Consider the following 11,346-nt stretch of genomic DNA (forward strand, 5'->3'; position numbering starts at 1 on the left):
TCCTCCGCCTTGCATCTCGACGCACCAGACCCCGCTCACCTGCACCGACGGGTGGCCGTCGCCCCACCGCGACCTGATCCGCCGGACAGGCCCTAAGCCCTCGCTCAGGGCGCTTCGAGCTCCTCGATCGTCCGCGTCAGCCACTGCGTCCAGAACGTCTCCAGGTCGATGCCCGCCCGCAGCACCGCATGGCGCAGCCGGTCCTCGACGGCGTCCTTGCCGGGCGGGAAGTCGCGCCGCTCGATCTCCTCGTACTCGGCCAACTGCCGCCGGTGCAGGTCGAGATGGCGGTGCAGGTCCTCCCGGACGCCCGCGATGCCCGCCGTGCCGACGACCGCCGCGGCGCGCAGGCGCAGCAGGAGGGTGTCGCGCAGCGGCTTCGGGTCCTGGCTCGCGGCCGTCCAGCGGGCCAGTTCGGCGCGGCCCGCCGGCAGGACCTCGTACTCCTTCTTCTGCCCGCGCGTCGCGCCCTGCCGGGGCAGGGCGCGGATCGCCCCCTCGCGCTCCAGCCTGCCCAGCTCCCGGTAGATCTGCTGGTGCGTGGCCGACCAGAAGTAGCCGATCGACTTGTCGAACCTGCGGGTCAGTTCGAGGCCCGACGACGGCTTCTCCAGGAGGGCGGTGAGGATCGCGTGCGGGAGTGACATGGGGCAATCCTAGGGACGGCGGCCCCGAAGGGGCCGCCTCACAGCGCGGCGGCCAGCTCCGTGCCCTGCTTGATGGCGCGCTTGGCGTCCAGCTCGGCGGCGACGTCCGCGCCCCCGATGAGGTGCGCGGCGACCCCGGCGGCGACGAGCTCCTCGTACAGGTCGCGGCGCGGCTCCTGCCCGGAGCAGAGCACGACCGTGTCGACGGGGATCACGGACGACTTGCCGTCGACGGTGATGTGCAGGCCCGCGTCGTCGATCAGGTCGTAGCTGGCGCCCGCCACCATCGCGACGCCGCGGTGGCGCAGTTCGGTGCGGTGGATCCAGCCCGTGGTCTTGCCGAGACCCTTGCCGACCTTGGACGTCTTGCGCTGCAGCAGGTGGACGGTGCGCGGCGGCGTCGGCCGCTCGGGCTTCGTCAGGCCGCCGCGCTCGCGGAAGTCCATGTCGACACCCCACTGCCGGAAGTACGTCGCCGGGTCCAGGCTCGCCTTCTCGCCGCCGTCGGTGAGGAACTCGGCGACGTCGAAGCCGATGCCGCCCGCGCCGATGATCGCGACCCGCTCCCCCACGGGCGCGCCGTCCCGCAGCACGTCGAGGTAGCCGACGACGCTGGGGTGGTCGACGCCGGGGATCTCCGGGATGCGGGGCGTGACGCCGGCGGCGACGACCACTTCGTCGTACGCCTCTCCGGTGAGCTCGTCCGCGGTGATGACGGTGTTCAGCCGGACGTCGACGCCACGCAGGTCGAGCTGGGTGCGGAAGTAGCGCAGGGTCTCGTCGAACTCTTCCTTGCCGGGGATCCTGCGGGCGACGTTGAGCTGGCCGCCGATCTCGGCGGCCGCGTCGTACAGGGTGACGTCGTGGCCGCGTTCGGCGGCGGAGACGGCGAAGGCGAGGCCGGCGGGGCCCGCGCCGACGACGGCGATGCGCTTCTTGGTGCGGGTGGGCGAGAGCACGAGCTCGGTCTCGTGGCAGGCGCGCGGGTTCACCAGGCAGGAGGTGATCTGCAGGTTGAAGGTGTGGTCCAGGCAGGCCTGGTTGCAGCCGATGCAGGTGTTGATGGCCTCGGGCCGCTCCGCCTTCGCCTTGTTGACGAAGTCGGGGTCGGCGAGCAGCGGCCGGGCCAGCGACACCATGTCGGCGGCGCCTTCGGCGAGCAACCGCTCGGCGATCTCCGGGGTGTTGATGCGGTTGACGGTCACGAGCGGCACGGAGACCTCGCCCATGAGCTTCTTCGTGACGAAGCTGTACGCGCCGCGCGGCACCGACGTCGCGATGGTGGGGATGCGCGCCTCGTGCCAGCCGATGCCGGTGTTGATGATCGTGGCGCCCGCGGCCTCTATCTCCTTGGCGAGGTGGACGACCTCTTCGAGGGTCGAGCCGCCGGGGACGAGGTCCAGCATGGAGAGGCGGTAGATGATGATGAAGTCGGCGCCGACGCGTTCGCGTGTGCGGCGGACGATCTCGACGGGGAAGCGGATGCGGTTCTCGTAGGAGCCGCCCCAGCGGTCGGTGCGCTGGTTGGTGGGGGCCGCGATGAACTCGTTGATCAGGTAGCCCTCGGAGCCCATGACCTCGACGCCGTCGTAGCCCGCGAGCTTGGCGAGTTCGGCGGCGCGCACGAAGTCCTCGACGGTCTGCTCGACCTCGTCGTCGGTGAGCTCGCGGGGCACGAAGGGGCTGATCGGCGCCTGGATGGCGCTGGGTGCGACGAGCTTGTCGTGGTAGGCGTACCGGCCGAAGTGGAGGATCTGCATCGCGATCTTCCCGCCCTCGGCGTGCACGGCGGCGGTGATGGCCGCGTGCTCCTTCGCCTCCGCCTCGGTGGTGAGCTTGGCGCCGCCGTCCCAGGGCCGGCCGAGCTCGTTCGGGGCGATGCCGCCGGTGACGATGAGGCCGACGCCGCCGCGCGCACGGGTCGCGTAGAACTCCGCCATCCGCTCGAAGCCGTTCGGCGCCTCTTCGAGACCGACGTGCATGGAGCCCATGAGGACCCGGTTGGGCAGGGTGGTGAAGCCCAGGTCGAGCGGGTTCAGCAGGTTCGGGTAACGGCTCATGCGGCCCCTCCGTACGCGGTGTCTACAGGACAGTTGTAGACCAGCCGTCCGCCGCTGTGCAACTAGTTGCATAAGACGTGAGCGGAGTCTCCCCGCCGATCCCGGAGGCCGTCAGTGTGATGTCCGAATCCCGCCAGCCGCGCCCTCGCGCGAGCCGCAGACTGGAGGCGGCAACCGAACGCATGAGGAGAGTCCGATGACCGTCTACACGACGACCGACAGCCCGCTGGGCGAGCTGCTCCTGGTGGGCGAGGAGTCGGCCACCGCCAAGGGCGGCACCGCGCTGGCCTCGCTGTCCATGCCGGGCCAGAAGGGCGGCGCCGTCGTCCTGGACGGCTGGGTGCGCGACGACGCGGCCTTCGACGTGATCATCGGGCAGCTGCGTTCGTATTTCTCCGGAGGCCTGACCCACTTCGACATCGAGTACGCCGCCGGGGCGGGCACCGAGTTCCAGCGCAAGGTGTGGACGGCGCTGGACACGGTGCCCTACGGCACCACGACCACGTACGGTCGGCTCGCCGAGCGGCTCGGCGTCCCCCGCGCCGCGGTCCGCGCCCTCGGCACCGCCATCGGGCGCAATCCGCTGCTCGTCGTGCGCCCCTGCCACCGCGTGATCGGCGCCGACGGCTCCCTGACCGGGTACGCGGCAGGCCTTGAGCGCAAGCGGCTCCTCCTCGACCTGGAAGCGGCCTAGGAATCAATAGGGCCAGGTCCAGTCGGCGACCTCCGGAAGGTCCGTGCCGTGTTCGCGGATCCAGGCGTGGTGGCGGGTGCGGGCGTCGGCCATCGCCTGGCGCACGGCCGTCGCCCGCACGGCCAGGCCCGGGACGCGGTCGATGACGTCCATGACGAGGCGGTACCGGTCGAGGTTGTTGCGGACGACCATGTCGAACGGCGTGGTCGTCGTGCCCGCTTCCATGTAGCCGCGCACGTGCAGGTTGTCGTGGCCGGTGCGGCGGTAGGCGAGGCGGTGGATCAGCCACGGGTAGCCGTGATAGGCGAAGATCACCGGCTTGTCGCGGGTGAAGAGGGCGTCGTACTCGGAGTCCGCCATGCCGTGCGGGTGCTCCTCGCGGGGCATCAGACGGGCGATGTCGACGACGTTGACGACGCGCACGGTGAGCTCGGGCAGGTGCTCGCGCAGCAGCGCCGCGGCGGCGAGGACCTCCTGGGTGGGCACGTCACCCGCGCAGGCGAGCACCACGTCGGGGTCGCGCGTGCCGTCGTCCGTACCGGCCCACTCCCAGACGCCCGCCCCGCGCGCGCAGTGGGCGCGGGCGTCGTCGAGGGAGAGCCAGTCGAAGCACGGCTGCTTGCCCGCCACCACGACGTTGACGTAGTCCCTGCTGTGCAGCACGTGCTCGGTCACGGAGAGCAGGGTGTTGGCGTCCGGCGGGAGATAGACGCGTACGACATGGGGGCTCTTGTTGAGCACGTGGTCGACGAAGCCGGGGTCCTGGTGCGAGAAGCCGTTGTGGTCCTGCCGCCACACGTGCGACGTGAGCAGGTAGTTCAGGGACGGCACGGGCGCGCGCCAGGGCAGCGTGCGGGAGGTCTTCAGCCACTTGATGTGCTGGTTGACCATCGAGTCGACGATGTGGACGAACGCCTCGTAGCAGGAGAACAGGCCGTGGCGCCCGGTGAGGGTGTACCCCTCCAGCCAGCCCTGGCAGAGGTGCTCGCTGAGAACCTCCATGACACGCCCGTCGCGGGCGAGGTGCTCGTCGGTGTCGAGCATCCGGGCCTGCCAGGCCTTGCCGGTGACGTCGTAGAGCGCGCCGAGCCGGTTGGACTCGGTCTCGTCCGGGCCCACGACGCGGAAGTCGCGGCGCCCGGCGGTCTCCGTCATGACCTCCGCGAGCAGTTTGCCGGCGATCCGGGTCGGCTCGTGCAGGGAGGTGCCCGGCTTGTCCACGGTGACGGCGAACTTCTCCAGCGGCGGGACGGGCAGCTTGCGGGTGAGCCGGCCGCCGTTCGCGTGCGGCGTCGCGCCGAGCCGGCGCTCGCCCCCGGGGACGCAGTCCAGGACCTGCGGGGTGGGACAGCCGTTCTCGTCGAAGAGCTCCTCGGGGCGGTAGGACCGCAGCCACTCCTCCAACTGCCGCAGGTGATCCGGGTTCTCGCGGACTCCGGCGAGCGGCACCTGATGGGCGCGCCAGGTGTTCTCGACGGGCTCCCCGTCGACGGCCACCGGGCCGGTCCAGCCCTTGGGCGTGCGCAGCACGATCACCGGCCACCGCGGGCGGCCCTGCGCGCCCGCGCCGCCGCGGGCGTCCCGCTGGACGGCGGCGATGCGGTCGAGTGCCTGGTCCATGGCGTTGGCCATCGCCTGGTGGACCTCGTGCGGATCGTCACCGGCGACGTACAGCGGCTCGTGGCCGTAGCCCTTGAGGAGGGCGTCGAGTTCGGCCTCGGGGAGGCGGGCGAGCACGGTCGGGTTGGCGATCTTGTAGCCGTTGAGGTGGAGGATCGGCAGGACCGCGCCGTCGTGTACGGGGTCGAGGAACTTGTTGCAGTGCCAGGAGGCGGCCAGCGGCCCGGTCTCGGCCTCGCCGTCCCCGATCACGCAGGCGACCAGCAGGTCCGGGTTGTCGAGGGCGGCTCCGTAGGCGTGCGCGAGCGAGTAGCCGAGCTCACCGCCCTCGTGGATCGAGCCGGGCGTCTCGGGCGCCACGTGGCTCGGCACCCCACCGGGGAACGAGAACTGGCGGAACAGCTTCGCCATGCCCTCCGCGTCCCGCGTGACATCGGGATAGACCTCGCTGTACGAACCCTCCAGCCAGGAGTTGGCGAGCACGGCGGGACCGCCGTGGCCCGGCCCCCAGATGCACAGGGCCTCCAGGTCGCGTTCCTGGATGACGCGGTTGAGGTGGGTGTGGACGAAGTTGAGCCCCGGTGACGTGCCCCAGTGGCCGAGCAGGCGCGGCTTGATGTGCTCGGGCCGCAGCGGCTCGGTCAGCAGGGGGTTGCTCATCAGGTAGATCTGGCCGACGGCCAGGTAGTTGGCGGCGCGCCAGTGGGCGTCGAGCGCCGCCAGGTGGTCCTTCGCCACGGGTGCCACAGGGTCCTCCTCGCGAGATTCGGGGCATACGTCGTAGTCGGGCGTGCCCCGCGGGTTCCACGTGAGCGGCGGGTCAGTCGTGCGGGGGCTGTCGCCGACGCGCCGATGCGGCAGGTCGGCCGTACTGGAGGTACTGGCCGCACTGCGTGCGCCGGCTGCACGCCATGTCCTGGCCGTACTGGCTGTACTGCCCGTACTGGCCGTACTGGCCGTACTGGCCACCCGGAACAGCTGACTCCACACCCAGCACATCAGCCGTGCGGGACGACCGCCACCGGGCACGCCGCATGGTGGAGCACCGCGTGGTTGACCGGCCCGAGCTGCATGCCGAGCTGCCCTTTGCGGCGGCGGGCGCCGACCACGAGGAGGTCGGAGGCGCGGGCCGCGTCGAGCAGCGCGGTGCGGGGGTGCCCCTCGGGGACCTCGCGGCGCACCACGAGGGTGGGGTGGGCGCGCAGCGCTGCGCGCAGGGCCTCGTCCAGCTCCTCCTCGGCCCGCCGCTGGTGCGGATCGGTGAGCTCGCCGGCCCGGGGCCGGGCCGGGGCCTCGTGGGCCGGGCAGCGCCAGGCGTGCACGGCGTGCAGAACGGCGCCGCGCCGCGCCGCCGCCTCACACGCGAAGGCCACGGCGGCCATGGAGTCACCGGGCGCTCCCACGCCGACGGTGACTTGCCCGGCGGCCGTGACCTGACGGCTCCCGGCACCGGGCTCACGGCTGCTCCCGGCACCGGGCGCCGAAGCGGCCACCGACTCACTGGTTTCCCCTACCCCTGCGACGGCCTGCCCGGCGTCCGCCTCGCGACTGCTTTCGGCACCCGGCGCCGAGCCGGCCGCGGCCTCACCTGCCTCCCCAGCCCCGACGGTTGCCTTCCCGGCATCCGGCTCCTGACTGGTCCGGCCGTCCGGCTCCCCGCTGCTCCCGACACCCGACGCCGAGGCAGCCACCGACTCACCAGCCTCCCCCGCCCCCACGGCGACTTGCCCGGCATCCGCCTCCTGACCGCTCCCGGCATCCGGGGCTCCGCCGCTCCCGACACCCGGCGACGCCGAAGCGACCACCGACTCACCGGTTCCCCCTACCCCTGCGGCGGCCTGCCCGGTATCCGCTTCCTGACGGCTCCCAGCATCCGAGGCTCCACTGCCCCCGGCGCCCGGCGCCGAGGCAGCCGCCGACTCACCTGCCTCCCCCGCCCCCACAACCCCCTGCCCCCCAGCCGTCTCCCGAGCACCCCCGACGTCCCGTACGACAATCACCGGCGACGCGGCGTGTGCGGCGACCGACAGGCTTACCGAGCCGAGCAGCAGGCCGGCGAACTGGCCCCGACCGCGGCTGCCGACGACGACCGCGCATGCCTCGCCGCTCGCGCGGATCAGCGCGGCGGCGGGATCCTCGGGCAGGACCGTGCCGGTCACGTCGACGGCGGCCGTACGGCGGCGGGCGTGTTCCACCGCCCGGTCGACGATGTGGTCCGCCGAGGCCTGTACGAGGTCGCCGCCGATGCCGAAGGACGGCTCGTGCCCCTCGTACCACTCCCAGCTCGACGCGTACACGGCCCGCAGCGGTGTCCCGCGCCGCACGGCCTCGTCGACGGCCCAGTCCAGCGCCCGCAGGCTGGCCGGTGAACCGTCGACACCCACAATCAGGGGCAGTTCCACGGTCGATCGTCTCCTCCCGCGACCCCGGGCAGCGGCTCGGCTCGGCCCGCCCGGCCGTCACCCCCAACGCTGCCACCGTCCACGCCCCCGCAGGGAGTACCGAACAGGCCCACCGTCACCGCTCGCCACGACGCAGCGCGATGCAGCGCGGCGCGGGTGCCTCTCAGCGGTCGCCCTTCACCGCCCGCAGCAGCACGAACTTCGGGTCGCTCGCCACGACCTCCGCGTTGCCGAAGAGCTTGCGGAGCCGCACGTGGTAGCCCAGATGGCGGTTGCCGATGACCCAGAGTTCGCCGCCGGGGCGCAGCGCGGCGCGGGCGCCGGTGAACATGCGGCGGGCGGTCGCGTCGGTCGTGGCCTGGTGGCTGTGGAAGGGCGGGTTGTTCAGGACGAGGTCGACCGTTCCCGGCGGCACGGCGGCGAGGGCGTCACCGGCCAGGAAGTGCGCCTTCGCGTCCGCGGCGGCGTTGGCGCGGAACGTGGCCTCGGCGGAGGCGACGGCCTGGAACGACTCGTCGATGAAGGTGACCGTGGCGTCGGGGTCCGCGACGGCCGCGGCGGTGCCGAGCACGCCGTTGCCGCAGCCCAGGTCCACGACGTGGGCGCCGCCGCGGGCGCGCGGCAGGTGCTTGAGGAAGAAGCGGGTGCCGATGTCGAGGCGGTCGGCACAGAAGATGCCCGCGTGGTTGACGACGGTCAGCCCCGCGCCGGCACCGGAGTCGGAGTCGGCGGGCAGGACGTAACTCAGGGGCCAGGGGCTGGACCCGGCGGAACCGGCGACGCGCGCCGGATCCGGGGTGCTGAAGACGAGCCGTGCCTTCTGCCGGGCCAGCGACGTCCTGGTCGGGCCGATGATCCGCTCGAAGAGCTCCAGCGTCGACGTGTGGATCTCGGTGACCATGCCGGTGCCGACGACGACCGTGCCCTCGTGCACGGCGGGCGCGAGCCGGTGCAGCTGGTCCTCCAGGAGCGCGAGGCTCTTCGGTACGCGGACCAGGAGTACGTCGACGCGCGCGGGCGGAGCGTCCCTGGTCGTCAGGAGCCGTGCCGCGTCCGGCGCGTGTCCGGCCCGCGCCAGGTTGGCCCGGGTGGCCTGCTGGGCGAGGAAGGAGTCGGTGATCTGCACCGGCACGCGCGCGTGCCCCGCGAGCGCGGTGGTCAGCGCGCCCCACCGGTCGCCGACGACGGCCACGGTCCCGGAGAGGTCGACGGCCGCCGCGCCCTCCTCGCCGGCCAGGTGCCGCAGCAGATAGGCGTCGGCCGCCGACCAGGCGCGCAGCTGATCGCGGGGGTGCTCCGGGAAGCGGGTGAGGTCGTACGCGCCCCATGACGTGCTCAAACGGTTCATCGTGCACTCAGGCTAACGGAGAGCCGGCAGCGGCCCGGGCGCGCGGGACCCACGAGTGCCCGGGCGCGCCGGCCCGCGAGCGCTCACTCGCCCGCCGGGGCCTGCTCGCCCGCCGGGGCCTGCTCGAACCAGGTGGGTCCGTCGGCCATCGCGTGCTTGATCCGGGACAGCGAGAACTCGTGCAGCGCGGGCAGCGCGTCCACCTCGAACCACCCCACTTCCAGCGACTCGTCGTCGTTGACCCGCGCCTCGCCGCCGACGGCACGGCAGCGCAGCGTGATGTCCATGTACTGGCAGACGTCGCCGTTGTCGTAGGTGACCGGTTCGAGGGCCTGCACGAGGACCACGCGCTCGGGCACGCAGTGCACCGCCGTCTCCTCGTACACCTCGCGCACCGCGCACTCCGCGGGCTGCTCGCCCGGGTCCGGGATGCCGCCGATCACCGACCAGCGGCCGTTGTCGGAGCGCCGCCCGAGCAGTACCCGGCCCTCGTCGTCGAAGACGATGGCGGTGACCCCGGGGAGCCAGAGCAGCTGCCGGCCGGCGGCGGCCCGGATGGTGCGGATGAAATCGGGAGTAGCCATGGTCCGACCCTAACGGTGGGCGGCCACCGCCTCTGCCACGTCCGGGAGTTACTTCGCTCCGGCCCGCCGGGCTCGCGCCGCCGAGGTCACGGCCCAGCCGAGGCCGCCCGCGGCGATCAGCACCAGGATGCCCTCGGGCAGCACGCCGAGGCGGGTGGCGGGGGTCTTCGACGAGCGCAGCGGCACCTCCTCGACGAGCGAGTCGGCGGTGTACCACGTCGTCTTCGCCCTGACGTCGCCGTCCGGCATGATCACCGCGCTGACGCCACTGGTCACCGGGACCGTGACGGTGCGGCTGTGCTCGACCGCGCGGATGCGGGACATGGCGAGCTGCTGGTAGGTCATCTCGCTGCGGTCGAAGGTGGCGTTGTTGCTCGGCACCGAGATGAGCTGCGCGCCGTGGGTGACGGTGTCGCGCACCGCCCAGTCGAACGCCGCCTCGTAACAGGTCGCGATGCCCACCTCGGCACCGGCCATCGTGAAGACGCCGGGCTCCGTGCCGCGGCTGAAGTCCTGCCGCACCATGTCGACATCGCTGCTGAAGGTGCTGATGAGGGAGCGCAGCGGGATGTACTCGCCGAAGGGCTGGATCTGCCGCTTGTCGTAGGTGTCCGTGGGGCCCTTCTCCGGGTCCCAGAGGATCTGCTCGTTGTAGAGCTTGCCGTCCTTCTCGACGACGCCGCCGACGGAGACGGGCGCTCCGATGGCCTTGACCGCGCCCTCGATCGCGAGGCGCGCGTCGGGGTTGGTGAACGGGTCGATGTCGGAGGAGTTCTCCGGCCACAGGACGAGGTCGGGGCGCTTCACCTTGCCGGCCTTCACCTCGGCCGCGAGGCGCTTGGTCTCGCGGACGTGGTGGTCGAGGACGGCGCGGCGCTGCGCGTTGAAGTCGAGTCCCGCGCGCGGGACGTTGCCCTGGATCGCGGCGACGGTCGCGGTGCCGTCCTCCGCCTCGTCGCTGACGAGCGGACGGGCCGCGAAGGCACCGGCCACGGGGACGAGCACACTGAGCACCGCCACGGCCGCCGCGCCGCGGCGCACGACGCGGGTCTCGCGTACGTCGATGACCTGCCGCACGATCTCGTGGAGGCCGAACCCGCACAGGACGACCGCGAACCCGAGCACGGGGGTGCCGCCGAGCGCGGCGAGCGGCAGGAAGGCGCCGTCCGCCTGACCGAAGGCGATCTTGCCCCAGGGGAATCCGTTGAAGGGCACGCGCGCGCGTGCCGCTTCTCCCGCGATCCACAGGGCCGCGGCCCAGAGCGGGTATCCGGGCAGCCGCGAGACGGCCGCGATGCCCGCGCCGACGAGCGCGACGAAGACTGCCTCGACGGCGGCGAGCGCCAGCCACGGGCCGGGGCCGACCTCGACGCCGGTCCACACGAGGAGCGGCAGCAGGAAACCGAGGCCGAAGAGGTAGCCGAGGCCGAGGCCCGCCTTCCAGGTCCGGCCGCGCAGGCACCAGCCGAGCGCCCCGAAGGCCGGCAGCGCCAGCCACCACAGCGTGCGGGGCGGGAAGCTGACGTAGAGCAGCACTCCGGAGAGAGCCGCCACGGCGGCGGGCACGAGCCGACGCAGGACACGCCCGGCCCGGGAGGCCAGCGGAGGCTGCGGATCGAGCTGGTCCGGCTCGTCTACGGGAGTGGTAGTGGCGGTCACCCGGGGAGTCTACGGCGCGTCACGTCGGCGCCGACAGCTTGGTGGCCCGGGGGGGCCGGCGGCTCGACCGGCACGGCGGTGGCGGCTCGACCGGCACGGCGGTGGGCAGCCCGACCGGCACGGCGGTGGCGGCTCGGCCGGCACGGCGGTGGGCAGCCCGACCGGCCCGACGGTGGCGGCTCACCCGGCACGACGGTGGGCAGCCCGCCCGGCACGGCGGTGACGGCCCACCCGGCCCGACGGTGGGCAGCCCGCCCGGCCCGACGGTGACGGCCCACCCGGCCCGACGGTGGGCAGCCCGCCCGGCCCGACGGTGACGGCCCACCCGGCAC

The 11,346-nt window shown here is 73.0% G+C and carries 9 protein-coding genes; 1 reads left to right on the top strand and 8 read right to left on the bottom strand.

From position 1 onward, the window contains the following. Positions 1-104: 104 nt before the first annotated feature. Positions 105-647, bottom strand: coding sequence for a PadR family transcriptional regulator (locus tag ACI2L3_RS40035; protein ID WP_404757410.1), 543 nt, complete (start codon positions 645-647; stop codon positions 105-107). A 38-nt stretch (positions 648-685) separates the two neighbouring features. Next, entirely contained in the window at positions 686-2,707 is a 2,022-nt protein-coding gene (locus ACI2L3_RS40040) for an FAD-dependent oxidoreductase (RefSeq protein WP_404757411.1), read from the bottom strand. Positions 2,708-2,903: 196 nt separating this feature from the next. Between ACI2L3_RS40040 and ACI2L3_RS40045 the strand changes: the two genes are divergently transcribed. After that, positions 2,904-3,401 carry a methylated-DNA--[protein]-cysteine S-methyltransferase gene (locus tag ACI2L3_RS40045; RefSeq protein ID WP_404757412.1) on the top strand — a complete coding sequence of 166 codons (498 nt, stop codon included), beginning with the start codon at positions 2,904-2,906 and terminating at the stop codon, positions 3,399-3,401. 3 nt (positions 3,402-3,404) lie between these two features. Here the strand turns inward: ACI2L3_RS40045 and ACI2L3_RS40050 are convergent, their stop codons facing one another. The 6 genes from ACI2L3_RS40050 to lnt form a co-directional block, all read right to left on the bottom strand. Continuing rightward, complete coding sequence (locus ACI2L3_RS40050; protein WP_404757413.1) at positions 3,405-5,768, bottom strand: phosphoketolase; 2,364 nt, start codon at positions 5,766-5,768, stop codon at positions 3,405-3,407. Between the two features lie 73 nt (positions 5,769-5,841). Further along, positions 5,842-6,009, bottom strand: a complete 168-nt coding sequence (locus ACI2L3_RS40055) for a hypothetical protein (protein ID WP_404757414.1) — start codon at positions 6,007-6,009, stop codon at positions 5,842-5,844. Between the two features lie 10 nt (positions 6,010-6,019). Continuing rightward, positions 6,020-7,423, bottom strand: a complete 1,404-nt coding sequence (locus ACI2L3_RS40060; RefSeq protein ID WP_404757415.1) for a universal stress protein — start codon at positions 7,421-7,423, stop codon at positions 6,020-6,022. Between the two features lie 163 nt (positions 7,424-7,586). Continuing rightward, positions 7,587-8,771, bottom strand: a complete 1,185-nt coding sequence (locus tag ACI2L3_RS40065) for a methyltransferase (RefSeq protein WP_404757416.1) — start codon at positions 8,769-8,771, stop codon at positions 7,587-7,589. Positions 8,772-8,854: 83 nt separating this feature from the next. Then, positions 8,855-9,355, bottom strand: coding sequence for an NUDIX hydrolase (locus tag ACI2L3_RS40070; RefSeq protein WP_404757417.1), 501 nt, complete (start codon positions 9,353-9,355; stop codon positions 8,855-8,857). 48 nt (positions 9,356-9,403) lie between these two features. Beyond that, a complete protein-coding gene (gene lnt / locus ACI2L3_RS40075; protein ID WP_404757418.1) occupies positions 9,404-11,014 on the bottom strand; it encodes an apolipoprotein N-acyltransferase in 1,611 nt (536 codons plus the stop codon). Positions 11,015-11,346 lie beyond the last annotated feature (332 nt).

The sequence above is a fragment of the Streptomyces sp. NPDC029674 genome (genome assembly GCF_044903205.1).
Classification (GTDB): Bacteria; Actinomycetota; Actinomycetes; order Streptomycetales; family Streptomycetaceae; genus Streptomyces.